General features: G+C 67.7%; 17 protein-coding genes. 7 read left to right on the top strand and 10 right to left on the bottom strand.

The genetic code is table 11. The features are described from left to right. Positions 1 to 190: 190 nt before the first annotated feature. The 4 genes from ABDV68_RS00005 to ABDV68_RS00020 are packed head-to-tail and all read right to left on the bottom strand — an operon-like array spanning position 191 to position 1819. Positions 191 to 433, bottom strand: coding sequence for a hypothetical protein (locus ABDV68_RS00005; RefSeq protein WP_343517577.1), 243 nt, complete (start codon positions 431 to 433; stop codon positions 191 to 193). 14 nt (positions 434 to 447) lie between these two features. Next, a complete protein-coding gene (locus tag ABDV68_RS00010) occupies positions 448 to 693 on the bottom strand; it encodes a hypothetical protein (RefSeq protein WP_343517578.1) in 246 nt (81 codons plus the stop codon). A gap of 27 nt (positions 694 to 720) precedes the next feature. Beyond that, the gene (locus ABDV68_RS00015) at positions 721 to 975 is read right to left on the bottom strand and encodes a hypothetical protein (protein ID WP_343517579.1); all 255 of its coding nucleotides are present in this window, start codon (positions 973 to 975) and stop codon (positions 721 to 723) included. A gap of 10 nt (positions 976 to 985) precedes the next feature. Further along, positions 986 to 1819, bottom strand: coding sequence for a caspase family protein (locus ABDV68_RS00020; protein ID WP_343517580.1), 834 nt, complete (start codon positions 1817 to 1819; stop codon positions 986 to 988). 220 nt (positions 1820 to 2039) lie between these two features. Here ABDV68_RS00020 and ABDV68_RS00025 point away from each other — a divergent pair, with 220 nt between their 5' ends. The 5 genes from ABDV68_RS00025 to ABDV68_RS00045 all read left to right on the top strand — a co-directional run bounded on the left by ABDV68_RS00025 (position 2040) and on the right by ABDV68_RS00045 (position 10319). Next, positions 2040 to 3371 (top strand): oligogalacturonate lyase family protein, encoded by a 1332-nt coding sequence (locus ABDV68_RS00025; RefSeq protein ID WP_343517581.1) that lies wholly within the window; start codon positions 2040 to 2042, stop codon positions 3369 to 3371. Between the two features lie 2 nt (positions 3372 to 3373). Further along, on the top strand, positions 3374 to 4468 hold the full coding sequence (locus ABDV68_RS00030) for a PKD domain-containing protein (protein WP_343517582.1): 1095 nt from the start codon (positions 3374 to 3376) through the stop codon (positions 4466 to 4468). After that, positions 4465 to 5862, top strand: a complete 1398-nt coding sequence (locus ABDV68_RS00035; RefSeq protein ID WP_343517583.1) for a glycosyl hydrolase family 28 protein — start codon at positions 4465 to 4467, stop codon at positions 5860 to 5862. Before ABDV68_RS00030 ends, ABDV68_RS00035 begins: the two co-directional genes overlap by 4 nt. Positions 5863 to 6035: 173 nt before the next feature. Beyond that, the gene (locus tag ABDV68_RS00040) at positions 6036 to 8960 is read left to right on the top strand and encodes a TonB-dependent receptor (protein WP_343517584.1); all 2925 of its coding nucleotides are present in this window, start codon (positions 6036 to 6038) and stop codon (positions 8958 to 8960) included. Positions 8961 to 9026: 66 nt separating this feature from the next. Then, the gene (locus tag ABDV68_RS00045) at positions 9027 to 10319 is read left to right on the top strand and encodes an oligogalacturonate lyase family protein (RefSeq protein WP_343517585.1); all 1293 of its coding nucleotides are present in this window, start codon (positions 9027 to 9029) and stop codon (positions 10317 to 10319) included. A 70-nt stretch (positions 10320 to 10389) separates the two neighbouring features. Here the strand turns inward: ABDV68_RS00045 and ABDV68_RS00050 are convergent, their stop codons facing one another. Further along, positions 10390 to 12735: a glycoside hydrolase family 95 protein gene (locus ABDV68_RS00050; RefSeq protein ID WP_343517586.1), complete on the bottom strand. Its 2346-nt coding sequence runs from the start codon at positions 12733 to 12735 to the stop codon at positions 10390 to 10392. Positions 12736 to 12832: 97 nt separating this feature from the next. On the opposite strand from ABDV68_RS00050, the gene ABDV68_RS00055 reads away from it, so the two are divergent. Continuing rightward, entirely contained in the window at positions 12833 to 16351 is a 3519-nt protein-coding gene (locus tag ABDV68_RS00055) for a malectin domain-containing carbohydrate-binding protein (RefSeq protein ID WP_343517587.1), read from the top strand. 114 nt (positions 16352 to 16465) lie between these two features. Continuing rightward, the gene (locus ABDV68_RS00060; protein ID WP_343517588.1) at positions 16466 to 19072 is read left to right on the top strand and encodes a TonB-dependent receptor; all 2607 of its coding nucleotides are present in this window, start codon (positions 16466 to 16468) and stop codon (positions 19070 to 19072) included. Positions 19073 to 19284: 212 nt separating this feature from the next. Here the strand turns inward: ABDV68_RS00060 and ABDV68_RS00065 are convergent, their stop codons facing one another. Genes ABDV68_RS00065 through ABDV68_RS00085 form a run of 5 tightly spaced genes read right to left on the bottom strand, consistent with a single transcriptional unit; the run spans position 19285 to position 25109 of the window. Continuing rightward, a complete protein-coding gene (locus ABDV68_RS00065; protein ID WP_343517589.1) occupies positions 19285 to 20331 on the bottom strand; it encodes a Gfo/Idh/MocA family oxidoreductase in 1047 nt (348 codons plus the stop codon). Continuing rightward, positions 20328 to 21512 (bottom strand): extracellular solute-binding protein, encoded by a 1185-nt coding sequence (locus ABDV68_RS00070; RefSeq protein ID WP_343517590.1) that lies wholly within the window; start codon positions 21510 to 21512, stop codon positions 20328 to 20330. Before ABDV68_RS00070 ends, ABDV68_RS00065 begins: the two co-directional genes overlap by 4 nt. Beyond that, positions 21509 to 22648 carry an ABC transporter permease gene (locus ABDV68_RS00075; RefSeq protein WP_343517591.1) on the bottom strand — a complete coding sequence of 380 codons (1140 nt, stop codon included), beginning with the start codon at positions 22646 to 22648 and terminating at the stop codon, positions 21509 to 21511. Before ABDV68_RS00075 ends, ABDV68_RS00070 begins: the two co-directional genes overlap by 4 nt. Beyond that, positions 22645 to 24123: a sugar ABC transporter ATP-binding protein gene (locus ABDV68_RS00080; protein WP_343517592.1), complete on the bottom strand. Its 1479-nt coding sequence runs from the start codon at positions 24121 to 24123 to the stop codon at positions 22645 to 22647. The genes ABDV68_RS00075 and ABDV68_RS00080 overlap by 4 nt, the downstream gene beginning before the upstream one ends. Then, positions 24117 to 25109 carry a sugar ABC transporter substrate-binding protein gene (locus ABDV68_RS00085; RefSeq protein WP_343517593.1) on the bottom strand — a complete coding sequence of 331 codons (993 nt, stop codon included), beginning with the start codon at positions 25107 to 25109 and terminating at the stop codon, positions 24117 to 24119. Before ABDV68_RS00085 ends, ABDV68_RS00080 begins: the two co-directional genes overlap by 7 nt.

Consider the following 25109-nt stretch of genomic DNA (forward strand, 5'->3'; position numbering starts at 1 on the left):
CGCTCGACGCACGGTGCCGTGAAGCGGAACTTTCGCTCAGCTTCACGGTCCTTGCCGGCTTCGTCGAGAAACGCCTGATCGACCGGACGCGGGGTCGTCAGGAAGGCGACTTGCCCCGCGCCGGCGACCACGCCGATCACCCGCGCCCTCGGCCCCGCGGGAGCACTTGGGCAAAGAGCGCGGCGCCGGGTCATCCGCGGCCGATGTGCATGCCGGCGGTGCCGCCACCATGCCCGCCGCCGGAGCCGCCGCCGATCGCGCGCGCGGTGGGCAGCGGCTTGGCAACGAGATCGCCCCCGCTGTCGAGCCCGGCGAGCTCCTCGAGCATCATCTTGCCGAGCCGTTCCTCGATCCGGGCGATCGTGTCCTGGTCGAGCACGACGTCGTTGATCGAGACGGTGAAGTTGAACCCGTCCCCACGTTCGGATGCCATCTGTCGTCTCCTTCTTACCAGGTGATCTTGACCTCGCCCTTGACCACCCACTCGCCATTGCTCTTGGCCTCGCCGGTGACCGAGGCCTCGCCGCCGCGGGGCGTCGGCCCGCCCGCAGCCGCCATCTGGGCGACGCGCAAATTGTCGACGACCTGGTCGAGCGCCGGGTCGTGGATCGCCGCGATCATCTTGCGGCGGCATTCCGAAAGGTCGCCCAGATCGCAATCGGGCACGATGAATTGGAAGCTCGTGTCTGCCATTGTTCGTCTCCAGTCTTGAAAGGTTGATCAGAAGCGCCAGGAACAGCCGCCGCCGACGGACCAGCCGCCACCGGACTGCGCGGATCCATTGATGCCGCATTCGCCGCTGCCGCGCGGCGTCGGGCCACGCCTCACCGCGCCGCCGGTGACCGCGAGATCGCGGACGAGGTTCTCGAACCCGGGGCCGTTGACGATCTCGATCATGCGCGTGCGGCACGCCGAGATGTCGGTCAGGTCGGCGTCTTCGAAACGGAACCGGCAGTCGAAGAAATCGGTCTTCATCACGTCCTCCTCAATTGAACATGCGGTTGGGAAATCTGCTCGAATCGCCGAGCAGAGTGGGCACTTGCGGAAAGCGCGCGGCGATCTGCGGCGCGACGGTGTCGACCAACTCGCGGAACGAGATGGCGGGCTGTGCGGCCAGCGCGTTGAGCGCGTGGTAGGAGAAGACCCCGTGCCGCAGTCCGTTGGGCATGCGGTCGTCCCACGCCGGCTGCTCGGCGCGCGCTGCGGCCAGGATCACGCGCTGCACCTGGGTCTGCGCGCGATCGAGGCTGCCGAAGGCGCGGACCGTCGGCTGGGCGAGCCATGACCGGCTCAGCGCCACCTCCTCCTCCGGAATGATCAGACAGCGTGGGAGGGGCATGTCCTCGCCGTCGAGGAGGATCTTGCGCATCATCCCGCCCGAGTGACAGGAGTCGAGGATCAGGGTCAGCCGCGCCGATTGCGGGAAGCCGGACTGGTCGATCATCGCTGCGAGATCGGCGTCGAACAGCATGAAGCTCTCATGATCGCCCGACGCGCCCGGATGCGCGACGATCGTCTCGTCGATGACGTCGTCGGCGATCCCGGTTACCGGATCGCGGCGCCGCAGCCGCGCACCGTGCCCGGCAAAGAAGAACACGCGCTGGTCGCCCGGGCTGACGCTGTCGAGCAGCCATGCGAGGTCGTTGAGCAGGGTCAGCTTGGTGGCCTCCGCGTCGGCGCGAACACGCAGCTCGCCGCCGCCGAGGCCGAGCGCGCCGCGGAGCAATTCGCTCCAGCCGCTGCGGTCGTTCGCGCAGCCGGGCAGGGGCTGCATCAGCCGGCCATAATCGCCGATACCCACGACCAACGCTCGATTCATCTGCCGCCCCTCATGTGAAATTCGGATCGGCGCTGTTCTACGCGGCGGCAGTCAGGCCAACGTGAGCCGGCCGTCCGAAGAGCGTGAAAAGATGTGCGAGCATGCGAAGCGCCGCCCTGCGCGGCACGCGTGGAATCGCTTGCCAGTCAGACAGGTTGCCTCATATGATAGAGCACCGCCGCAATATGTAGAACGTCGGTGAGACCCAAGGAGAGATCGCATGCAGGCAAAAGCGGTGCTGGCATCCCTGTTGCTTACGGCTGCCTGGTCACCCGGCGCGACGCTGGCGCAGGAGGCGGCGGCAACGGCGCCGCAACCGGGTCCGAAAAGCTGGGTCGATGCGCTTACGCGGCACCGTGTCGTCCGTATCAGCGAGGTGCCGGGCAGCGCCAGCCTCTATTTCCACCAGAACAGCTACACACCGCAGGGCGACAAGATGGTGATGTCCGTGCCCGAAGGCATCGCATCGGTCGACCTCAAGGACTGGAAGGTCGCCACCATCGTCCGCGACCCTGGCGCGCAGCTGCTGTTCACCGGCCGCAAGACGCGCTCGGTCTATTTCCAGAAGCGCACCGCGGCAGGCGCGACGATCTTCGCCGCCGACATCGACACCGGCAAGGTGCGCGAGATCGCCAAGGTCGAGCGCGGCACGATCGGCTCGATCAACGCCGACGAGACTCTGCTGCTCGGACAATGGGCGGCGAGCGACAAGCCGCTCCAGCCGGGCATGGAGCGCAAGCCGCAGGACCGCCAGCAGTTCGGCCAGGCCAATTACCAGGCGCTCGGCCCCGACGGGAAGCCGCTGACCTTCGCCGAGGCCAAGGAAGTGCGGATGAACGAGCGGCTGGAGGCGGGCATCCCGATGGAGATCTTCACGATCGACGTGAAGACCGGCGCGCGCAAGGTCGTGGTCGCCTCGGACAAGGATTGGCTCAACCACATCCAGTTCTCGCCGACCGACCCCAACCAGATCATGTATTGCCACGAAGGACCGTGGCACAAGATCGACCGCATCTGGATCGTGCGCACCGACGGCACCGGCAAGAAGCTGGTGCACAAGCGCATCATGAACATGGAGATCGCTGGGCACGAGTTCTTCTCGCCCGATGGCAAGTGGATCTGGTACGATCTCCAACTGCCGCGCGGCCAGGATTTCTGGGTGGCGGGCTATGAGCTCGCGACCGGCAAGCGAAAGTGGTTCCACCTCGAGCGCAACGAATGGTCGGTGCACTATAATCTCTCGCCCGATCTCAAGCGCTTCTCGGGCGATGGCGGGGACAGCGAGATGGTCGCCCACGCGCCCGACGGCAAATATCTCTACCTCTTCGCGCCCAACGACGTGCCCGACGTCGCCGGCATCCACGCCCCTGACAGCGCGAGCCTGATCTCCCCGGGCTTCTTCACTGCCGAAAAGCTGGTCGACATGCGCAAGCACGACTACCGGCTCGAGCCCAACATGACCTTCACCCCCGACGGCAAGTGGATCGTGTTCCGCTCGAACATCGAGGGGACGAACCACGTCTATGCGGTCGAGGTGGCCAAGGCGAGCTAGCGATGCCTGCGCTCGCCGCCCTGAGCGCACTCGCCGCCTGCGCCGCGGCGCCGCCGGCGGCGGCGGGCGGGAACGGTCCCGCCTTCCGCATCTTCCAGTTTCCGGCCGATGCGATCCCGCGGATCGACGAGGACGCGGGCGACTGGGCGATGGTCGGCCCCGGCTATGCGATCGGCACCGGCGCGATCGCCGCTGATGACGGGTCCGGCCGCCGGCCCGATCCCAAGAGCCTCGACGTCAGGGTTCGCGTCGGCTGGGTGAAGGGACTCAATCGCCTCTATTTCCTCTACGAGGCGCAGGACGACTACTGGAGCTTCGCGCAGCCGGGTCTGGCCAACGACATCTTCGAGCTGGTGGTCGACGGCGACCGCTCGGGCGGCCCGCTGATCGCGCGCTTCCATCCCGAGCTGGGCAAGGCTCTCTCGCATCATGACGGCTGGTTCGGCTTCCAGAACATCCACGCGCAGAATTATCACATCTTCACTCCAGCCGGGGACAAGGACTGGGCGATGGCCTGGGGCCCGCAGGCGTCGTGGATCAAGCGGCTGCCCTGGTCGAACATCGCCTATCGCTACGACTTCAAGCATGGCGCGCCAGGCAGGCTCGTCATGGAATTCTGGATCACGCCGTTCGATCGCGCCGACCCTGACGATCCGGCGAAATCGGTCGAGACCAGGCTGACCGAGGACCAGGTCATCGCGATGGCCTGGGCGGTGATCGATGACGACGGGCCGGGCGGCAAGCGCGGCTTCTGGAACCTCTCGCCGCACCACACCATGTATGGCCAGGCATCGCAGCTCTGTCCGTTCCGGCTGATGCCGCTCGATCCGGGGTTGGCGAAGCCGGCCGCTGCGCAATGGTCGTTCCGCATTGTCGACCGCGTGCGCCGCACCGTCGCGTTCCGCGACGAATCCGCCGGCGCAACGAGCTGGAAATGGGATTTCGGCGACGGTGCGAGCTCGACCGAGCAGCATCCCGTCCATCGTTACGCTACGCCGGGCAAGTTCGTGGTGACGCTCGAGGTTGTGGGGCCCAAGGGCACCGCCCGCCTGCAGAAGGTCTGGGACGTCTCATTCACGGGGGATCCGCCGAAATGACTGACATGCTCTCCCGCCGCGCGTTGATCGCGACCGCCGCAACAAGCTCGCTGCTGGGTGTTTCTACACGTGCGGCGGAGCCGGCGCGCGTGTTCGACGTCCACGACCATGGCGCCAAGGGCGACGGCGCAACTCCGGACACCGCCGCGATCCAGCGCGCGATCGATGCCGCTGCGGTGGTGGGGCGGGGCGCGCGCGTGCTGCTTCGCGCCGGCCGTAAATACCTCACCGGACCACTCACGCTGAAGGGCGGCATCGATTTCCACCTGCAGGGCGATGCCGTGCTGCTGGTGAGCGCGCGCGCCGAGGATTATCCCGATCCGCTCGCCGGAGTGCTTCACGCCGATGGCGCGGATGGTCTCACCATCAGCGGCACCGGCGCGATCGACGGGCGCTCGCCCGAATTCATGGAAAGCTACGACGCTGAGGGCGAATGGTGGGTGCCGAAGACCTTCCGCCCGCGCCTCGTCGTGCTGGAGAATTGCGCGAACCTGCGCATTTGCGACATCACGCTGCGCCAGGCGCCCAGCTGGACCGTCCACCTGGTCGGCTGCCGCCGCGTGCTGGTCGACCACGTCACCATCCGCAACCAGATGGACGTGCCCAATTGCGACGGCATCGATCCCGATCACTGCCAGGACGTCGAGATCCGCAACTGCCATATCGTATGCGGCGACGACGCGATCGTGATCAAGACCACCGCGCGCTACCCGCAATATGGCCCGTCGCGGAACATCTGGGTGCATGACTGCGTGCTTGAGACGCAGGATTCGGGCCTCAAGATCGGCACCGAGACGACTCAGGACATCCATGACATCCTGTTCGAGCGGTGCGAGATCAAGCAGGGCTGCCGCGGCCTCACCATCCAGTTGCGCGACCAGGGCGACGTCTTCAACATCCTGTTCCGCGACATCCGCTTCACGGTGCGCTACTTCTCGGCGCCCTGGTGGGGCAGGGGCGAGGCGATCTCGTTTACCGCGATCCCGCGCACGGCGGAGACCAAGCTCGGGCGCATCTTCAACGTGAAGGTCGAGAATGTCCGCGGCCGCGCGGAGAACAGCATCCGCATCGACGGCCATGCCCGCGGCCATGTCAGCGACATCGTGCTCGAGAAGGTCGACGTGACCTTCGAGCGCTGGACCAGATATCACGGCGGCGTGTTCGACAACCGCCCGACCAAGGTCGCGACCGAAATCGAGCCGCACCCCACCGCAGGCATCAGCATCCGCCGCGCCGAGCGCGTCATCCTGCGCGACTGCGCGATCCGGTGGGGCGCGAGCCGGCCCGATTATTTCAGCCATGCACTCCATGCCGAGGATGCGCCGGGGCTGGTCCGCGAGCGCTTCGTCGGTGAAGCGGCGCATGCCGGCAAGGAGGCAGTGCGCATCGATTGACCCGCGCGCATGCTGACTAACAAGATTTATCTGATAATCTCATTATATGAAACGTGTACCCACTATTTTGACATAGTGCTTTTTTAGGTGCATGGATCGCGACATGCGCACCGGCAGAGAAGTCTTACCCGAGACTCGCGGACGCGCCGATCAAGGTGATGGAGAGGAGAATCATGAAGACTTCGAACCGTGGCGTCCGTTTCGCGCGCGCTGTTTCCGCGCTTGCGCTTGTCACCGGCGTCAGCTGGTCGAGCGCCGCCTTCGCGCAGACCGAGGCGCAGCCGGCGGAACAGGCCGAGCAGGAGCAGGAAGTCGTCGTGACCGGCCTGCGCGGTTCGCTCGAGAGCGCGCTCAACGCGAAGCGCGAATCGAACGACATCGTCGACGTCATCAACGCCCAGGACATGGCCGACTTCCCCGACGCGAACGTCGCCGAGTCGCTGCAGCGCGTGCCGGGCATCTCGATCGAGCGCGACGCGGGCGAGGGCCGCAACATCACCGTGCGCGGCCTTGGCGGCGACTTCTCGCGCGTGCGCCTGAACGGGATCGAGGCGATCTCGGCTACCACCGGCTCGACGCTCGGCTCGACGATCAACCGCGGGCGCGGCTTCGACTTCAGCCTGTTCGCCTCGGAGCTGTTCAACTCGATCACCGTGCGCAAGTCGCAATCGGCCGAAGTCGACGAGGGCTCGCTCGGCGCGACCGTCGATCTCACCACCGCGCGCCCGTTCGACCGCAAGGGCTTCCGCGGCGCGGTGTCGGTGCAGGGCGCCTATTACGAGATGGGCAAGCATCTCCAGCCGCGCGTCGCCGCGCTGGTCAGCGACACTTTTGCCGGCGACACGATCGGCGTGCTGTTCTCCGCCGCCTATTCGGAGCGCACAGTCGAGGAAGAGGCCTATTCGAACACCTCGCTGTCCGACTATTGGGAGCAGCTCAACGGCTTCTGCCCGGTGGTGCCGGGCAGCTCGGTGACGCCGATCAACACGCTCGTCACCACCGCGCCGTTCACGCCGAACTGCACCCCGGCGCCCGGCGCCGTTCCCGGCTCGACGCCGGCCGCGTATAACGAGATCGCGCGCAAGGACGTCTTCGTCCCGCGCCTTCCCGGCTACGGCCGCTTCATCAATCGCCAGAAGCGGCTGGGTCTGACCGGCTCGTTCCAGTGGCAGCCGAGCGAGTCCACGCTGCTCACCGTGGACGGCGCCTATTCGCGCTACGACCAGGAGAAGAACGACCTCGCCACCAACCCGATCAGCTTCAACCGCGGCAACGGCACCGCGCAGGGCAGCCTCACCGCGGCGCAGGCGACGGGCCGCCCGAACATGAAGGTGCGCGAGGCCGAGGTCGATGAGAACGGCCTGCTGCGCTACGGCGTGTTCGACGACGTCGATTTCCGCATGACCAACGCGTACGAGCGGTCGCGCACGAACTTCTGGCAGGTCTCGGCCAATCTCGACCAGAAGATCGGCGAACGCGGCAAGCTCAACCTGCTCTACGGCCAGTCGCGCTCGCTGTTCGAGATCCCCGAATTCACGCTGATCTCGTTCGACCGGCTCGACAGCGACGGCTTCGTCTACGACACGCGCGCCGACAAGCGCCGTGGCTTGCTCGACTTCGGGTTCGACGCATCGGATCCGGCGAACTGGGGCTTCATCAACGGCTATTCCGACATCCGTGTCCAACGCCAGCGCGTCGACAACCAGTTCCGCAACGGCAAGGTCGATCTGAGCTGGGAGTTCAGCGACGCGATCACCGGCAAGGTCGGCTACGCCTACAAGAAGTTCACCTTCGAAACGGTGAGCCTCTCGCGCACGGCCTCGACGATCGTCAACGGCGTCATCCCCGCTGGCACCTCGCTCGCCAGCCTCAGCACCCCGATCAATGGCTTCGGCCGAGGCCTCAACCTGCCCGACGGATCGACGGTCGACTTCATCGTGCCGAACATCGACGCGTTCGAAAAAGTATATGATTTCAACTGCAACTGCGTGAACGCGCTGGGCGATTTCCGCATCGCGACGAGCGCGGCGCTGGGCAATAATCGCTATGTCAGCGAAACCGATCACAGCCCTTACGTGCAGCTCGATTTCAACCTGCCGCTGAACGACACGCTGCGCCTGCGCGGCAATGTCGGGGCGCGCTATGCTTTCACCAACCAATATTCGCGCGGCTTCATCTCGGCGGCGCTGCCCGCGGTCGAGGCGCGGCGCAAATATGAGGACTTCCTGCCTGCGGTGAACCTCGGTCTCGAGGTCGACCGCGACCTGATCCTTCGCGTTGCCTGGGCGAAGGCGATCTCGCGTCCGGCGCTGGGCAATTTGAGCCCGGGCGGCGCGGTCACGGTGACCGGCAGCAACTATTCCTCGACCGTCGGCAACCCCGATCTCGAGCCGTTCCGCTCGACCAATATCGACGTCAGCGCCGAATGGTATTTCCAGCGTGGCGGCGTGATCTCGGTCGCGTTCTTCCAGAAGGATCTCAAGACCTTCGCGCAGCAGCTGCTCACGCAGACGACGATCGCCAACAGCGGCATCCCGATGTCGGCCTTCCCGGCGGGAACCGATCTCAATGCGCCGATCAACATCACCAATTTCCAGACCACCGAAGGCGGGCGGATCCGCGGCCTGGAGATCAACTACCAGCAGCCTTTCACCTTCTTGCCCGGATTCCTCAAGAATTTCGGCGCGCTGTTCAACTACACCCGCATCAACTCGGAGATCACCTACTTCCTCACTGCCAACTCGGCTGGCCCGACGCTGAGCGATCAGCTCGTCAACGTCTCGCCCAACTCGTTCAATGCGACGCTCTACTACGAGGCGGGCGGGCTCTCGGCGCGTCTGTCGGGGGCCTATCGCAGCGAGTATCTGCGCACCGTGCCGTTGCGCGCCGGCCTCGCCGATGCGACCGGCAGCTACTCGACCTTCAACCTCGATGCGTCGATCTCGTACGACGTCACGCCCAACTTCGGGATCAGCATCGACATGCTGAACCTGACCGACCAGGCGACCGACTTCTGGGACGGCAAGACGATCCGCGACCAGCAGGTCTATTCGAAGACCGGCCGCCAGTTCTTCGTCGGCGCGCGGTTCAAGTTCTGATCGTCTGACAAGACGTCCGGCCGGCACGTGCCGGCCAGGCGTCACTCGAACAGGGAGCACAGGATGATGAAGCAGCTTCTAGGCGGCGCGATGCTCGCCGCCCTTGTCTGGGTCGTGCCCGCGAACGCCAGCGATGTCGGCAAGCGCTATGCGCCCGAAATGCAGACCATTGTCGATCGCGTCACCGGCCGCCCGCTCAAGGTGCTGACCGCAGGCAAATCGAGCGATTCCAAGATCTATCCCACCCACCGGCAATGGACGAAGGACGGCAACCACATCGTCTTCCGCTCGTCCGACCGCGCCGCATCGGGCCCGCAGGCGTTCGTCGTCAACGAGATCACCGGCGACATCATCCAGATCACCGACAGCCCGGGCGTGAACACCAGCGGCCTCAACGTCGCGCGGCTGTCGAACAAGGTCTATTACACGCGCCAGCCTGGCGGCGCGGATGACGGCGCCGAACTCGTCGAGATCGATCTCGAGGCGCTGCTCGCCGACGCGTACAAGGGCACGCCGCGCGCGCAGGGTTATGAGCGCATCGTCGCGACGATGCCTAAGGACGGCTCGATCACCACCGGCTTCGGCCTCGATGCCGACGAGAAGACCGCGTACATCAGCTTCAATCAGCGCAAGCCGCCGCCGCGCGCGCCGGGCGCGCTCGCGCCGCAGGTGCCGAGCGGCATCCGCGCGGTGAACATCGCCAGCGGCGCGACCAAGACGATCCTCAAGACGCCTTTCCTGATCGGCCATATCCAGGCCAATCCGATCCGCCGGGGTGAGATCATGTACTGCCACGAGACCGGCGGCGATGCGCCGCAGCGCATGTGGCTGATCAAGGGCGACGGTACGGGCAATCGCCCGATCTATGTCGAGGGGCCGGACGACTGGGTGACGCACGAGCAGTTCGCCGACGGAGACCACGTCATCTTCAATCTGATGGGCCACACCATGAAGCTGCGCCAGAAGCCCTCGGGGCTGATGGTGGTCTCGCTGCGCGACGGTCGCGTCGAGAATCTGGGGCAGACCGACAGCTACACGGTGACTCGCAGCGAGCTGAAGTACTTCAACAGCGTCAACATCCCGCAGGATGAATCCAACACCGGCGGCTATTGGCACAACGCAGTCACTTATGACGGGCGCTGGGCAGCGGGCGACGACTTCGACGGCAATGTCCATGTGATCGATCGCAAGACGCTGAAGCGTACTCTCGTCACGGCCGGTCACCGCATGCGGCCGGACCATGCTCACCCGAGCTTCAGCCCGGACGGCACGCGCATCCTGCTCCAGTCGGGCATGATGACCGACGGCGAGCGGCTGTCGCTGGTGATCGCGCCGGTGCCCGACGGCAAGGATATGTGAGCTACCCTCGTCGGAGCGCGCCGCCTTCTCTCCCGAACCGGCGGCGCGTTCCGGCACCCCCGTGAGCCGCTCAGGCGCTCGTCAGCGCCGCTCCGGCCAGTTTGAGCGGCCGGCCCCCACGAAGCCTTACCTCGCGCGTCACGCTGCCCACGGCGACGGTGCGCCGGGTGGCAGTCGCGGCGGTCAGCGTCGCGGTTTCGACGACACCCTCACGCCAGCTGAGGTCCAGGCCGATCCCGCCGCGCAGGCGAATGCCGCGGATCGCACCGGTCGGCCAGGCGCGCGGCAACGCCGGCAGCAGCAGAATGCGCTCTTCCCGGCTCTGCGCCAGCATCTCGATAATCCCCGCCGCGCCGCCGAAATTACCGTCGATCTGGAAGGGCGGGTGGGCATCGAACAGATTGGGGTAGGTACGCTCGGGCGAGAGCAGGCGGGTGAGGATCGCGTTGGCGCGCTCGCCGTCGCGCAGCCGCGCCCATAGGTTGAGCCGCCACCCGAGCCCCCAGCCGGTCGCGTCGTCGCCGCGCGTGTCGAGCGATCGCTTCGCCGCGGCGGCGAGCGCGGGGGTCGCGTCGATATCGATCTGCTGGCCGGGATAGAGCGCATAGAGGTGCGAGACGTGGCGGTGGTGCGGATCGGGCGCGGCGCCGTCCCAGTCCGCGCGCCATTCCTGCAACTGGCCGGCCGCACCGATCTGATCCGGTGCCAGCCGGCGTCGCGTGGCGGCGAACTGCGCGGCGAGCTGTGAGTCACGGCCCAGCCTGCGCGCTGCGTCGCAGATGCGGTCGAAAAGGTCGCGCAGGATCTGCGAGTCCATCGCCGGGCCCGCGCACAGCGTGCTGCCGTGGGGATGCTCGTTCTCGGGTGAGTTGGAGGGGTTGGTGACGAGCAGCCCTGTGCCGGGCTCGCTCTGCAGCGTATCGACGAAGAACAGCGCCGCGTCGCGAAGGACCGGATAGATGCGGCGCAGATAGGCGTCATCGCGATGATAGTCCCAATGGTCCCACAGCTGGCAGGCGAGCCAGGCGCCGCCGCAGGGCCAGATGCCGGTGCGGGCGTGATCGGCCGGCCCCGAGTTGCGCCACAGATCGGTGTTGTGATGCGCCACCCAGCCGCGCGCACCGTACATCTTCCGCGCGGTTTCGGCGCCCGAGGCGGCAAGTTCTTCGACCATCCGAACGAAGGGCTCGAAGCATTCCGGGAGATTGGCCGAATCGGCGGGCCAGTAGTTCATCTCGGCATTGATGTTGATCGTGTATTTCGAGCCCCAGGGCGGCTGGTTGCTGTCGTTCCACTTGCCCTGAAGGTTGGCGGGCTGTGCGCCGGGCGGCGAGCTCGCGATCAGCAGATAGCGGCCGTACTGGAAATAGAGCGCGGCGAGTGCCGGGTCGGGGTTGCCCGGGTTGCGGCGCACGCGCTGGTCGGTCGGGCGGTCGCCGCGGCCGCTCGAACCCAGGTCGATCGAGACGCGGCGGAACAGCTTGCGATGCGCGGCCTGGTGACGCGCGAGCAAGTCGCTATCGCTGCGGGCCAGTGCTGCGCTCAACACGGTCCGGGTGCGCTCGGCGGGATCGGCGGTGACGTCGTTGGGCCCGCGATGGCTGGTCGCGGCGGCGAGCAGCAGGGTCAGCGAGCGCGCCCCCAGCGCCGTGACGCCGCCATTGTCGACGGCGATCTCGCCGCCGTCCGCGCGCGCCGCCAGCCGTGCCTCGAAGCGCAATTGCCCTGCGATACCGCGGTCTTCGTTGTTCCAGCCGGCCATCACCAGCGCGCCGCTATCGGCGGCGAGGCTGACGCGCTGGCCGGACGTCAGGGTGACCGCCACATCGAACGGTGCCCCGCCGGCCGAGAGGTGGATGACCAGCACGCCGTCGGTCAGGCTGGCGAAGGCCTCGCGCGTCACAGTCTTGCCCTCGCTGGTGAAGCGCGTCGTGGCGACCGCGGCATCAAGGTCGAGCGAGCGGCGATAGTCGGTGGCCGAGGTCTCGTTGATGCCGGGCAAGTCGATCAGCAGGTCGCCGAGCGCCTGGTAGGACATTTGCCGCATCGGCTCTGACTGGAGGTCCTTCGCCGCGAGCGCCTCGGCCTCGCGATACTTGCCCTCGAAGATCAGCTGGCGGACGCGGGGCAGCGCGGCGAGCGCGCGCGGATTGACCGCGCGATAGGGCCCGCCCGACCAGAGCGTTTCCTCGTTGAGCTGGATCCGCTCGCGCTTTATCCCGCCGAACACCATCGCGCCGAGCCGGCCGTTGCCGAGCGGCAAGGCCTCTTCCCAGATGCGCGCCGGATTGCTGTACCAGAGCAACGAATTGGGGACGGCCTCGGCGGCGCGCGCGCCCTGCGCGAGCGCCGCGGCGGGGTGGGCGACGGTCGCGGCCAGCCCGCCGGAGAGAAGCTCGCGTCGTCTGAGTTTCATGCCGCTTATCCTCTCGCCAACTTGCCTGACCGGTAGTTCGTAATATATCATACATCTCGTCGGCAAGTGGCCGATCCTCGTCGGGGAGATTTTCCGCATGCCGCTTGGCGCCTTCGTCCGGATGCTGGCCGTCCTTTGCCTTTTCTGGACGTTTCCGGCGTTGGCTGGATCGAGCGAGCGCATCGCAGGCGCGTGGAACTCGATCGTGATCGACGAGGGCGCGGCGAGACCGGTGGAAGGATTCGAGCAGCCCGGCTTCGACGACCGCAACTGGGCACGCGTGGCGGTGCCGCATAATTGGCAGGGCTATTCCTACAACCGTCAGCTGCGCGTAGGCGCGCGGCACGGCGTGGCCTGGTATCGCAAGCAGGTTCGCATCGCCCCGCCGCGTCCCGGCGAGCGGATCGCGATCCGGTTCGAGGGCGCGAACAGCTATGCCACGATCTGGCTGAACGGTCGCGAGGTCGGGCGGCACGGAGGTGGCCTGACCGGATTCGCAGTCGATGTGACCGACGCCGTCAAGGCGGGCGACAATCTGCTCGCGGTGCGGATCGACCATCCGGCGGGGATCACCGACCTGCCTTGGGTTTCGGGCGACGACCAGCCCGAGAATGGCTTCGCCGAGGGCTCGCAGCCGTTCGGCATCTTCCGTCCGGTGCATGTCGAGCGCAGCAGCGCGCTGCGCGTGCGGCCGTACGGCATCTATGCCTGGGGCAAGGACGGCGCGATCACGGCCGAGCGCGCCACGCTGACCGCCCGCGTCGAGCTCGAGAACCGCGAATCCGCCAGCCGGACGTTCACGCTCGAAACCGCATTGATCGACCCCAGGGGCAAGGTGGTCGCCCAGCGGCGCAGCGAGGCGACGCTCGCGGCCGGCGGGGCACGCACGATCGAGGCGGATCTGCCCGCGATCGCGCGGCCGCAGCTGTGGTCGCCCGATCGCCCCGTGCTGCACACGCTGCGGGTCCGTATCCTCGCGGATGGGCGCGAGATCGATCGGCAGGAGACGGCGACCGGCATCCGCACCGTCCGCATCGATATCGACGCGCAGGGGCAGCGGCGCCTGCTGGTCAACGGCAAGCCCGTCTTCCTGCGCGGGATCGCTGAATATGAGCATCTGCTCGGCGGTTCGCATGCTTTCTCGGACCTGCAGGTGGCGGCGCGCGTCGCGCAGGTGCGCGCGGCGGGATTCAACGCGTTCCGCGACGCGCATTATCCGCACAATCTTCGCTATGGCGACGAGCTCGCCCGCGCCGGGCTGATGTGGTGGCCGCAGTTCAGCGCGCATATCTGGTTCGACAATCCGGCATTCCGCGCCAATTTTCGCGCGCTGCTCGAGGATTGGGTGCGCGAGCGTCGCAACAATCCCGCGATCTTCCTGTGGGGGCTGCAGAACGAAAGCCGCCTGCCCAAGGCGTTCGCCGAAGAGATGGTGGCGGTGATCCGCCAGCTCGATCCCACCGCCTCGGTCGAGCGGCTGGTGGTGACATGCAACGGCGGCGAGGGTGCCGACTGGAACGTGCCGCAGAACTGGTCGGGCACCTATGGCGGCGATCCCAAGAAGTTCGGCGAGGAACTGGCGAAGCAGGGGCTGGTCGGCGAATATGGCGGCTGGCGCTCGCTCGAGTTGCACGACGAGGCGCCGCACGGCGCCACGCCCCCGACGTCCGAGAACCACTTCGCCGAGCTGATGCAGACCAAGGCGCGGCTTGCCGAGAGCGTGCGCGACCGCGCGATCGGGCATTTCCAGTGGCTGCTGACGACGCACGAGAATCCCGGGCGGCCGATGCGTTCGGACGGCACCCAGATCTGGGACGGGTTGCGCGCGCTCGACCATATCGGGCCGTCGAACAACAAGGGGCTGATGACGCTGTGGGGCGAGCCGCTCGACGCCTATTACATGTACCGCGCGCGCAACGTGCCCGCGTCGGTCGCGCCGATGGCATATATCGTGTCGCACACCTGGCCGGATCGCTGGCGCGCGCCGGGGCGGGTCTCGGGGATCGAGGTCTATTCGAACTGCGCCGCGGTCGAGCTGTTCAACGATGCCGGCGGGCGCATCTCGCTCGGCCGGCGCGCGCCCGACGGGGAGGGGCGCTTCCGCTGGAACGGCGTGACGCTGCGCTACAACATCCTGTCGGCGGCGTGCATCGAGGGCGGCCGGGTTGCCACGCGCGACCGGATCGTCCTCAACAATCTGCCGCCTGCGCCGGATGTCGCCGCGCTGACCGACAAGGTCGCCGTGACCGCGTCCGCGCCGGGCCTCGGCTATCTCTATCGCATCAACGCCGGCGGCGACACGATCGTGGACGCCGCGGGCAACCGCTGGGCGGCCGACCGGCAGCTCGCCGGAAATGCCGGCGGCTGGGGCTGGCGCAGCTGGGCCGAGGCCTATCCCGGACTCGATCCGATGCTGGGCAGCCGCCGCAAGACCTTCGATCCGGTCGCGGGCACCGATACGCCGGCGCTGTTCCAGGATTTCCGCTATGGGCGCGAGCAGCTGAGCTGGCGCTTCCCGGTTCCCGACGGGCGTTACCGCGTCGAACTCTATTTCGTGGAACCCTGGTATGGCCGCGCCGGGATCGATGCGCGCGGCTGGCGCGTGTTCGACGTCGCGATCAACGGCCGCACGGTGATCGACGATCTGGACATTTTCGCCGAGGCCGGGTTCGGCCGGGCAGTGCGCAAGGTCGTCGATGTCGATATTCGCGGCAGCGCGATCGAAATCGGCATTCCCGAGGTGAAGGCGGGGCAGGCGGTGATCTCCGCCATCGCCATCGCGCGCCGCGGCGGCCAGCCGGTCGCGATCGAGGCGGCCAGCGACCTTGTCGCTCCGCTCGCTGCCGATGCCGGCATGGCGATCACGCGCTTCGTCGACAATGGCGTGGCCGCCACCGCTGCGCCGCAGGGTCCGCGCTGGACCGGGCTCCCGCCCGCCCTGCTCGACAGCGACCAGCTGACCCCAGCCGCGCTGGACCAGGCCGGCACCACGCCGCTCACCGTTCGCCACGATGCGATCCTCTATGCGGCGATCGACGACGGCGCGCCGGTGCCTGCGGGCTGGCGCGCGAGCGAGATGCGCGCTTGGCTGACGGGGACCGGGCCGCAACCCGTCCGGTTCGTCACCCGCACGCTCGGCAAGGGCGAGACGGTCGCGATCCCGCGGGCCATGCCGGTGCTGGTCCGCCGCGCATTGCCCTCGCCCTATGCGCCCGGCAACTTCACCTTCGCCAAGAACCGCAGCCTGCACGAGGCCGAGGACGAGAAGGTCCGGCTCCAGGGTGCCGTGCGCGCCAACAGCGTCCGTGGCCATTCCGGCCCCGCCTATGTCGCGATGGCGGGGCAGGGGCAGATCGTCTGGACCGTCGAGACCGGCGCGGCAGGCAAGCGTCAGATGCAGCTGCGCTACCAGTCGCCCGACGGCCCGCGCACCGGCCGCGTCGTGCTGCGAGACTCGAGCGGTATCGACATCGCGACCATCCCCGTCGCCTTCGCCGCGACGGCGGGCGAATGGAGCCTCGTCACCGTTGCCACGCCAGGCTTCGTCAACGCCGGGACCTATACCGTCACGCTGAGCGCGGAAGGCGTGCTGATCGACTCGCTTAAATTCGAGTGATGTCAGTCATAATACCAATTTACCTGTACTTGCCTGACTGATAGAGGCTCGCGGTTAAGGGCGGCCTGACCAAAGAGGCGCGGCCGGCCGAGTATGCTTATGGAGAGACCCGGCATGTCGAATCGATTCACGCTTCTCGCAGGTACTGCGGCGGTGGGGCTTCTGGTGGCGCAGCCCGCTACCGCGCAGACGGAGGGCTCCGGCGACACCGCTGCGGCGCAGGAAGCGGATCAGGCGGGCGAGATCATCGTCACCGGCATCCGCGCGACGCTCGCCAACTCGGCCAACGTCAAGCGCAACTCGAACCAGATCCAGGATTCGATCCTTGCCGAGGATCTCGGCAACCTGCCCGACACCAACGTCGCCGAGACGCTGCAGCGCATCCCCGGCGTGCAGATTTCGCGCAACACGCGCGGCGAGGGCAACGCCTATGTCGTGCACGGCCTCAAGCAGGTGAACACCACGGTGAACGGTCGCCAGCTGTTCAGCCAGGCCGCCCGCTCGGCGACCCTGCTCGATTTCTCGGCGGACGTGCTCTCGGGCGTCGACGTGTACAAGACCGCGACCTCGGACCAGATCGAGGGCGGGCTCGGCGGGCTCATCAACATCCGCACCGCGCGCCCGTTCGATTACAAGGGCTTCCATCTCTCGGCGACCGGGTCGGCGAGCTATTCGGAATTCCAGGACCGCGCCTCGCCGCGCGTCTCGGCGGTGGTCAGCAATCGCTGGAATCTCGGCGGCGGCGAGGTCGGCGTGATGCTCGGCGGCCAGTTCGAGCGCTTCTACTCGGGCGGCTACCAAGCGTCGACCAACGCCTATGCCGACAACACCGCGCTGTTCGACGTCGATGGGGACGGCGTGCGCGGCGAGGCGGCCGACACGGTGACGCTGCCCGGCCAGGTGCGTGCTCGCTACGAGACCGGCGATCGCGTGCGTTCGTCGCTGTACGGCTCGCTGCAATGGAGCCCGTCGCCCAACTTCACGGTCTCCGTCGATGGTCTCTACAGCCATTCGGGCGGGCACAGCTTCACCCAGCAGCTGACGCTGAGCCAGGACGGCGCGACCACCGGCGACGGTGTCCCCGATTTCGTGCCCGGCACCACGGTCGCCCGGCGGTATGATCTGACCAATGCCCGGCTCCAGGCGCAGACCGGTGCGACCGACAATCCCTACGACACCTATCAGGTCGCAGTGTCGGCCGACTGGAAGTCGGGTCCGCTGTCGGTCAACGGGCAATTCTCCTACACCGAGAGCGCGGGCCGCTTCTATTCGCGCAGCATCACGCTGGGGGCACGCGCGCCATCGGCTTCGGTCGATCTGTCGACCGGCACGCCGGACTTCACCACCACCGGGATCGACCTGACCGACCCGGCCAATTTCAGCGGCCCGGCCTATTCCGATCTCGGTACCAAGGTGCTCGGCACCGAGCCTTCCGCACGGCTGGACGTGCGGTATGACTTCGAGGGCGGCGGTCCGATCACCGCGCTGCTCGCCGGGGTGCGCTGGGCGGATCACCGTGCGGTCAACGACGTCTATTCCGCGAACCGCTCGGTCACGCTCGCCCAGCCGCTGTCGGCGGTGTACGAGCTGACGCCCGATCGCCTGTTCAGCGGTGGCGACGGGGTGTCGACCAACCAGTGGCTGGCGATCCGCGATATCTATCTCAAGGACATGGCGCGCACGCGCGTGCTGGCCGGGATCGATGTCAACGACCCCGCTTTCCCGCTGAGCGGCAACTACGACTATACCGAGCAGACGCTGGCGGGCTACGTCCAGGCGCAGTTCGCCTTCGACCTGGGCGTGCCGATCGACGGCAATATCGGCCTGCGCACGGTGCGCACCGATGGCGTGCAACGTGTCTATCAAGCGGATTCGACCGGCCAGCTGGTGCAGATCAGCGGCGGGACCCCGTACGAGAACTACCTGCCGAGCGTGAACCTGCGCGCCAAGTTCACCCCGAACCTGTTCCTCCGCCTCGCTTATTCGAAGGCGATCACGCGTCCCGAATTCGGCCAGCTCTCGCCGGCGCTGATCCTCAACCCGACCAACCTGACCGGCAGCGGCGGCAATCCCGATCTCGTCGCGACCAAGGCCGACCAGTATGACGCCTCGCTCGAATATTATTTCGGCAAGGCGAACTATGTCGCGGTCTCTGCCTTCCAGAAGGACGTCACCGGCTTCATCCAGGAGTTCCGCGACGAGGAGACGATCGACGGGCAGACCTATCTGATCACGCGCCCGCGCAACGCCAATGACGGCCGCATCCGCGGGATCGAGGTCAGCTACCAGCAGTTCTTCGACTTCCTGCCTGGCCTGCTCAGCGGGCTCGGCTTCCAGGGCAACTACACCTTCGTCGACAGCGCGCTCGAGGTGCAGGGCCGGCCCGACCGCGTGCCCGCCGACCAGCTCTCGCGCCACGCCTACAATGTGACGGCGCTGTACGAGAAGGGGCCGGTGTCGATCCACGCCTCGTACAACTGGCGCTCGCGCAGCGTGCAGTCGAACTCGGCGGACGCGGCCGGGCGCCGGCTGTGGAACGCGCCGCAGACATCGCTCGATTTCTCCGCTTCCTATGCGCTGACCGATTATCTGACGGTCAAGTTCGACGTGGTGAACATCGAGGCGGCGTATCAGCGGCAATATTACAACACGCTCGACATGCCGGGCCTGGCGAACCAGCTCGACCGCAGCTACCAGTTCGGTGTGCGGGTGAAGCTCTGACGGGGATTTATAATAGAATAACATGTGTATGACCCGCCCTCCCAGATAGCCGGGAGCCGGCCCGGGAGGGTTTGGGGATGCAAGCTCCCCGTTCCGCTCTCCCGGTTGCGCGAAGGCAATGCGCCGGCAGCTCGTGCCGCAGGCGTGCGCAAGGCCGTGGCCAGCACCGACGGCGCGATCACGGTCGGTTCGGGGCGTTTCGTTCTCGAGGGCTAGGCGCCCGGGATCGGGGTCGCGGGTTGTCGGGCGGCACGATAGGCGGCCTCGACCAGCGCCATCGTCTTCCACGCATCTTCGACCTGCGTGGCGAGAACCGCGTCCTCGCCTGCCGCAAAGCGCTGAAGGTTGGCCATCGGACCGACGAATGCGTCGGGAAACCATTTGCCCTGGAGCGGAACCTGCTCCCACGGCCCGCCGCGCGGAGCGAGCCACAACTCGTCCGGCTCGCCGGTCGGATAGTCGAGCAGCAGGCCGAGCTTGACCAGCGCCGCGCCTTCGGTGCCCTCGACCCGGAACGACGCGTCCTGGAAGCGGCGGCCGAAGTCGTGGTGGTGGTTGATCGAGAGCGTGACGCGCAGGCGGTCGCCATAATCGAGGATCATGCTGGTGCGGGTGTCGGCGAGGTTGCTCGACGGATGCCCGAAGTTGCGCGCGAGCACGCCCTGCGGATCGCCTGCCAGCGCGCGGATCGTGTCGAGATAGTGGATCGAGTGCGAGACGATCTCGACGCGCGGATTGGGGACGAGGTGGGGGAACAGGTGCCACGGCGTGACGAGATTGAGATGCACCTCGATCTCGACCAGCTCGCCGAGCCGGCCCTGCCGGATCGCATCGGCCACCGCGAGCATCATCGCGGAGTAGCGCAGCTGGAAATTGACCGAGGCGGTGAGGCCACGGTCGCGGCAGACCTGGCGGATCGCGGTCGCGGCGTCGAGATCGAGCCCCATCGGCTTCTGCAGCAGCACGGCGGCGCCCTCGGGCAGCGCACCGAGGATCGCGGCATGTACGACCGGCGGTGCGGCGACGTCGAACACCGCATCGGCCTGCGCCGCCGCTTCCAGGCTGTCGAACACGATCGGGATGCCCCAGTCGGCAGCGAGCGCGGCGGCACGGTCGCGGTCGGTGTCGTAGAGGCCGGCGACGGTGAAACCCGACTTGCGATAGGCGGGCAGGTGCGCATCCTTCACGATCCCGCCGGTACCGATGATCACGATCGGCCGCGGCGCGGAGGGCATCGGCCAGGCTTGCTGCAGCGTCATGCGAACGCCTCGGCGCGCACCTGGGCTTCGGCGAGCAGCTCGGCGGTAGGGCGGGCGGTGGTGGTCGCAGCGGTCATCAGGTCGTCGACGACGTGGGAGATTGCCGCCAGCTTGGGCGTCATCGGCATCCCGCGAGCGTGGTCGTGCAGCCAGTCGAGCCGGTGGTAGTAGGGGATTTTCGTGTTCACCTCGGCATCCGTCCAGGTCGAGCGGCGCACACCGATCGCCCCCTCGACGGTGGTGAGCTTGTCCATCGGCGCGGTCGCGCAATGGCGCAGGAACGCCCAGGCGAGATCCTTATTGGTTGAGCCCGAGCCGATCGCCAGAACCCAGAAGACGTTGAGCGAGATGCTGCGTCCGCCGGGCCCGGCGGGAAGCGGGGCGACATCGACGAGGCCTTTCACGCGGCTCTCGTCAGCGGTGTCGGCATAGGCGGCGAAGCCGAACCAGTTGGCCATTAGCGCGACCTTGCCCTCGGCGAAGAGGAGGCCGGATTTGACGCTGTCGAGCGCGCGTGCGTTCGGCGCGATGACGGCATCGTCGCCCGCGAGTCCGCGCAGGAAATCGAGCGCGGCATGCGCCTCGGGACTGGTGAAGGCGGGGCGCTCGCCGTCGAACGGCTCGCCGCCGCGCGACCAGATATGGATGCAGAAATCGTAGAAGCTGTTGTGCCCGTCGGGGAACAGCGCGAGGACGGTGCCATATTGCCCGCGTTCGGGCGCGTGGAGCGCGCGGGCGGCGGCGTGGAATTCGTCCCAGGTCTTGGGGACGGCGATGCCCGCCGCGTCGAGCAGGTCGCGGCGATAGACCAGGCATTCGGGGCCATCGTGATAGGGCATGCCCCAGAAGCCGCCGGCGAAGCGCTGCATCGTGGTGAGCGATGGGCTCCAGTCCTCGGGGAAATCCGCGACCGGCGCGGTGGCCATGTGCGGTTCGAGATTTTCGAGCAGGCCGTCGGCCTGCGCTTCGGCCAGCCAATCGGTGTTGAGGAAGGCGATGTCCCATTCGCCTTTCGCGAGGCCGCGGCTGCCGATCGCTGCCTCGTGCAGCGGATTGAGGTCCATCGCTACGGCTTCGAGCGTCGCCCTCACGCCGGTCGTGCGAGCGAAATCGTCGAACTGCCGCTGGATCGCGCTCTCGAACGGCCCGAAGGCGCGGAGGGCGATGCGGAGTCTGGTCACGCCGTGGCCTCCGCAGGCGCGGTATCGACCTTCGCCGGACGCGCGCGGCGGCGATCGGCACCGACGGTGTAGATCGCCGCGGCGGCAACCACCACGATGCCCTCGATCAGCCCCTGATAATTGGCGCCGAGATTGAGGATGTTGAAACCGTTGGTGAGCGTGAACAGCAGCAGCGCGCCGACCACCGTCTTCACCACGCTGCCCGCCCCGCCGAATAGCGATGTACCGCCGAGGATCGCGGCGGCGATCACGGTGAGCTCCGCGCCCTGCAGCGCGGTCGGGTTGATCGCGCCGAGGCGGCAGCCGAACAGGATGCCGGCAAAGCCCGCCGCGACGCCCGACAGCACGAACGCGCCCAGCCGATAGGCATGGACGTTGATGCCCGAGAGTCGCGCCGCCTCGGCATTGCCGCCGACTGCGTAGAGCCGCCGACCGATCACGGTGAATTTGAGAACGAACCAGACGAGCGCGGTGAACAGCGCGAGATAGACCACCGGGGCGGCGACGTTGAAACCGGGGCCGGCGAATAGCGCGAGACTGCCGACCACGCCGCCGCCGACAATGGGGAGCGGCTCACGCTTGATCAATCCGAGCACGACGAGCGCCGCGGCCAGCGCCAGCAGCGGCCAGAACAACGGCACGCGCGTGCTCTCGAACGCGAGCATCTGCTGGAGCACGTGCGGATTCTCGACCATCAGCGAGCGGCCGTCGGTGAGGATCAGTACCAGCCCGCGCACCGCGGTCAGCGTGCCGAGCGTGACGATGAACGCGTTGATCCCGACAAATTGGACGATCGCACCGTTGATCAACCCGATCGCAGCGGCGGTGCACAGCGCGGCGATCGCGGCGGGACCAAAGCCGATCTGGCCCGCGAGGCCAACCAGCACCGCCGCGGCGAGCGCCGCGACTGAGGCGACCGACAGGTCGAATGCGCCGGTGATCAGCATCACCGTCATCGCCACCCCCATGATCCCGACGAGCGACGCCTGGTAGGCGATGTTGCCGAGATTCTGGCCCGACAGATAGGGCGGCAGCCCGTGCGACGCGGCGAGCGCGGCGAGCACGAACATCAGCAGCAGCAGCGCGTAGTAGACGCCTGCCTCGCGCAACCCGAAGATACGGCGCCAGTCGGTCATGCTTGGGCTCCCATAGAGGCCTTGCCGCCCCCGGCCATGAGGATCAGATCGGCCTCGTCGCTGACGGCCGGATCGGCTTCGCCGACGACGCGCCCGTCGCGCAGCACAAGGATGCGGTCACACACCGCGAGCAGTTCCTCGAATTCCGAGGAGACGAGAATGACGGGCAGCCCGGCATCGGCGGACTCGCGGACGAGGCGGAGGATGTCGGTACGCGCGCCGATGTCGATGCCGGCGGTCGGCTCGTCGAGCAGCAGCACGCGCGTGCCGGGGACCAGCCATTTGGCGATCACAACCTTCTGCGCGTTGCCGCCGGAAAGCTCGGTTGGCAGCGCGTCGGCGCCGGGTGCCTTGATCGCGAGGCGGGCGATGGCCGCATCTGCATCGACGCGGTCGCGCTCGCCGTCGAGCAGCAGGCCGGGCGCGCGGGGCAGGGCGATGTTCTCGGCAAGGGTGAGGCCGGGGACATAGCCTTGCTTCGCACGGTCCTCGGGCACCAGCGCGATGCCTGCCGCGACGGCCTCGTCGGGCCAGCGGCCGACCGGCTTGCCGTCGAGCATGACCTCGCCCGAGGCATCGGGATCGGCGCCGAAGATGGCGTGGAGCAGCTCGCTGCGGCCTGAGCCGAGCACGCCCGAGACGCCGAGGATCTCCCCCGCGCGCAGCGTGAAGCTGGTCGGCGCGAGCTTGCCCGGCGAGGCGAGGTCGCGCACCTCCAGCACCGGCGCGCCGAGCGCGCGCGGTTCCGGGGAGCGCGCCAGTGCCGTCACTGCCCTGCCGGCGATGGCGGCGGCGATGCGGTGCGCGTCGAGCTCGGCGGTGGGCGCGTGGAGCACCGCGCGCCCGTCGCGCAGCACGGTCACCTCGTCGGTCAGCGCAACGATCTCGTCGATGAAGTGCGAGACGAACAGCACCGCCTTGCCCTCGTCGGCCAGCTGCCGGATTGTCTCGTAGACGCGCACGCGCTCATGCCCCGCGAGGGAGGCGGTCGGCTCGTCCATCACCACCACCTCGGCGCCGGTCGCAAGCGCTTGCGCGATCGCGACCATCTGGCGCGCGCCGATGGGTAGGTCCGCGACCAGGTCGTCGAGCGCGAAAGGATTGCCGAGCGATTCCGCCAGCGCCGCGATCCGCGGGCGATCGCCACCACGCAGCCAGCCGCCTTCGTCGAGCACGATATTCTCGAACGCGCTCAGGGTCGGGACGAGCGGGACGTGCTGGTAAATGGTCGCGACGCCAGCCTTCTTGGCGCCGCGCGGCCCGCTGAAGCGCAGCGTCTCGCCGCCGCGCCGGATCGTGCCCGCGGACGGCGACAGCGCGCCCGACAGGATCTTGATCAACGTCGACTTGCCTGCGCCGTTCGCGCCGAGCAGGCCATGGACCTTGCCGGGAGCGAGCGTAAGATCGACTCCGGCTAGCGCTATGGTGCCATTGGGGAAGGTCTTGGCGATCCCTTCGAGCGTGAGCGTCACCATTGCCCGACACACTCTGCGACATTGGCCTGAGTCACCGCCGGGATGGGATAGGTGCGGAAGCGCGGCCCGGCCTCGCCCGCCAGCGCCCGGAACGCCAGCGCGCCGAGCGCTTCGGGCTTGAAGCAGACGGTGCCGTCGACCGCCCCGGCCTTGATCGAGGCGATGGCGAGCTTCGAGCCACCGACCCCGATCAGCCGCGCCTTCGATCCCGCGGCGCGCACGGCGCGGGCGCAGCCGATGACCATATCGTCGGCCTCGTTGAAGAACAGGTCGATGCCGGGCTGTGCCGCGAGGATGTTCTGGCACGCCGCCTCGCCGCCCTCGGAGGTCCAGTTGCCCGGCTGCGCGGCGACGACGTGATAGCGGATACCGGCGGCGTCGAGGCCCTGGCGAAAGCCGCGGGCGCGCTGCTCGACCTCGGGGAAGCCGGCCGCGCCCTCGATGATCGCGATGCGTGCGGTGCGGTCCTGCGGGAGCAGGCGTGTGGCGAGCTTGCCCGCGGCCTCGCCCGCGGCAACCTCGTCCTGCGAGGCGAGCGCGACCAAGCCCGGATAGACGTCGTCGATGCGGCGCGTCTTGGGGTCGCCGACCAAGGCCGCGACCGCCGCGACCGGGATGTCGGCGCGGCCGACGCGCTGCACCCAGCTCTGCGCGACAACGGAGTCGAGCGGCATGATCGCGACGCCCTTCACGCCCTGCGCGACGAGATCGTCGATATCGTTGGCCTGCTTCTGCACGTCGCCTTGCGCGTCGAGGATCACCGCGGTCGCGCCGGCTTCCGCCGCGGCGTCGCTGAAGCCCTTGGCGATGGCCGCGGCGAAGGGGTAGCTCAGGCCCACGCTCGACAGGCCGTAGCGCGGGCCGCCGGCCCTGGCCGCAACCGCCGGCGCACTGGCGCTCGCCGCATGCCGCAGGCCAGCGAGCGCGGCGATCGCGACCGCGAACACCAGCGCGCAGAACAGCAGCGGAAGCGGGCGCCAGCGCAT

It is taken from the genome of Sphingomonas sp., from assembly GCF_039595165.1.
Lineage (GTDB): Bacteria > Pseudomonadota > Alphaproteobacteria > Sphingomonadales > Sphingomonadaceae > Sphingomonas.

Coding starts and splice junctions, on each gene's coding strand:
- ABDV68_RS00010 (WP_343517578.1), bottom strand. CDS start 693: ATGGCAGACACGAGCTTCCAATTCATCGTGCCCGATTGCGATCTGGGC.
- ABDV68_RS00050 (WP_343517586.1), bottom strand. CDS start 12,735: ATGAAACTCAGACGACGCGAGCTTCTCTCCGGCGGGCTGGCCGCGACC.
- ABDV68_RS00015 (WP_343517579.1), bottom strand. CDS start 975: ATGAAGACCGATTTCTTCGACTGCCGGTTCCGTTTCGAAGACGCCGAC.
- ABDV68_RS00020 (WP_343517580.1), bottom strand. CDS start 1,819: ATGAATCGAGCGTTGGTCGTGGGTATCGGCGATTATGGCCGGCTGATG.
- ABDV68_RS00080 (WP_343517592.1), bottom strand. CDS start 24,123: ATGGTGACGCTCACGCTCGAAGGGATCGCCAAGACCTTCCCCAATGGC.
- ABDV68_RS00060 (WP_343517588.1), top strand. CDS start 16,466: ATGTCGAATCGATTCACGCTTCTCGCAGGTACTGCGGCGGTGGGGCTT.
- ABDV68_RS00075 (WP_343517591.1), bottom strand. CDS start 22,648: ATGACCGACTGGCGCCGTATCTTCGGGTTGCGCGAGGCAGGCGTCTAC.
- ABDV68_RS00055 (WP_343517587.1), top strand. CDS start 12,833: ATGCCGCTTGGCGCCTTCGTCCGGATGCTGGCCGTCCTTTGCCTTTTC.
- ABDV68_RS00005 (WP_343517577.1), bottom strand. CDS start 433: ATGGCATCCGAACGTGGGGACGGGTTCAACTTCACCGTCTCGATCAAC.
- ABDV68_RS00065 (WP_343517589.1), bottom strand. CDS start 20,331: ATGACGCTGCAGCAAGCCTGGCCGATGCCCTCCGCGCCGCGGCCGATC.
- ABDV68_RS00045 (WP_343517585.1), top strand. CDS start 9,027: ATGAAGCAGCTTCTAGGCGGCGCGATGCTCGCCGCCCTTGTCTGGGTC.
- ABDV68_RS00030 (WP_343517582.1), top strand. CDS start 3,374: ATGCCTGCGCTCGCCGCCCTGAGCGCACTCGCCGCCTGCGCCGCGGCG.
- ABDV68_RS00085 (WP_343517593.1), bottom strand. CDS start 25,109: ATGCGCTGGCGCCCGCTTCCGCTGCTGTTCTGCGCGCTGGTGTTCGCG.
- ABDV68_RS00035 (WP_343517583.1), top strand. CDS start 4,465: ATGACTGACATGCTCTCCCGCCGCGCGTTGATCGCGACCGCCGCAACA.
- ABDV68_RS00025 (WP_343517581.1), top strand. CDS start 2,040: ATGCAGGCAAAAGCGGTGCTGGCATCCCTGTTGCTTACGGCTGCCTGG.
- ABDV68_RS00040 (WP_343517584.1), top strand. CDS start 6,036: ATGAAGACTTCGAACCGTGGCGTCCGTTTCGCGCGCGCTGTTTCCGCG.